This is a genomic window from Microcystis sp. BLCC-F209 (assembly GCF_041928595.1).
Lineage (GTDB): Bacteria > Cyanobacteriota > Cyanobacteriia > Cyanobacteriales > Microcystaceae > Microcystis.
The window spans coordinates 1-1,259 of sequence record NZ_JBHFLL010000149.1; the positions used below are offsets into that span (position 1 = coordinate 1).

Annotated in this window: 1 protein-coding gene and 1 pseudogene; both read right to left on the minus strand. The window is 38.8% G+C overall.

The features are described from left to right. Nucleotides 1-449 (minus strand): annotated as a pseudogene (locus tag ACE1AQ_RS09340) (hypothetical protein); the annotation flags it as partial. A gap of 282 nt (nt 450-731) precedes the next feature. After that, nucleotides 732-1,259 (minus strand): bluetail domain-containing putative surface protein (locus tag ACE1AQ_RS09345; protein ID WP_374808291.1); only part of this gene is annotated, 528 nt, incomplete at its 5' end.

Genomic DNA, 1,259 nt, shown 5'->3' on the forward strand with positions numbered 1-1,259 from the left:
TAGGTTCTGTGTGATAAGTTTAATTGACATAGGATCGATCGATCTTTGTGTCCTTTGTGTCTTTGTGGTTCGTTCCACCCCCTCGCTCTTGAGAAATGTATCTTAGAATACATTTTACCCACCAAAGCTGGGAGAGCCAATATTTTATAAGGATGATGATTAGATTGCCAATTGACCATTAGTTGATATATTTGTGTTTGATAAAAATAAGATAACTCATAAGCTAATCTTAAGTCTCTTTCCAAGTCTTCTTTTTTAACATCAGTAGCATTCAATGTACCTAAAACTTTACAGAGTGCGTCCGATAAATCCTGTTTAATTTGCTGTTCATCTAAGGACAGTTTCTGAGAATGATTTTTGATAATTATAATTAATTCGTCAATATCTATTGACAGATTATTTTTGTCAATAAACTTACCAAACTTTAATCCTTCAAACTTTAAATCCAACTTATTTTTCTTAAAGTCCAGAAACCCGTTTTCTTTGAGAAAACGGGTTTCTAAATAGTTTCTTGAAGAAACCCGTTTTCTAGGTGACTTAATGCTTCTTTCCAGGGTTCATCATAATTGGCGGTTGTTGGGTTCATTTGAGTTGTCCGCTTACTCCTAGGGGGTGAAGCGCGATAGCGTAACGCACCGATTTAATAATAGAGGTGGTGAGTTACGGCGGCTTGTTAATTTTGGTTTTTTGACGGAATTGATAGCCGCCTAACGCACCCTACGCCTACTTAATTAAACAAAGAAATTACCCACTGGAATGCTTCCTAAAGCAGGTAAAGTACCAGTAAATCCAGTGATATTTATTAATAAATCATTGCTGGATTGGAAGCCAGCCGTGCTATCATTAATAACGAGGTAAGTTCCAGCTATTGCACCGGTTGTTACTTGCACTAAGGCTGCACTATTAATCCCTAATCCTTGATTACCTGTAGTCGCTCCATTGGCATCAGTAAATACCTGATTGACTAAATTGTCTAAAGTGGTAGCAGTGCTATCAGCAGCGCGACTGAAACTGCTAGGCGCACTCATGGGAAGTCCACCTTGAGTTAATAAGTCAATTTTATCAGTATTGATGGCAAAATCCATAATTTGATCGCTTGCTGCTATGGTAGATTGGCCAAATTGGAAAATGAAGATGTCTGTCCCCGTCCCACCGGTTAAAGTATCGGTTCCAGCAGCACCATTGAGGGTATCGTTACCAGCGCCACCCACTAGAATATCATTACCTAAGCCACCAACTAGACTACTTGGGGAGGGATT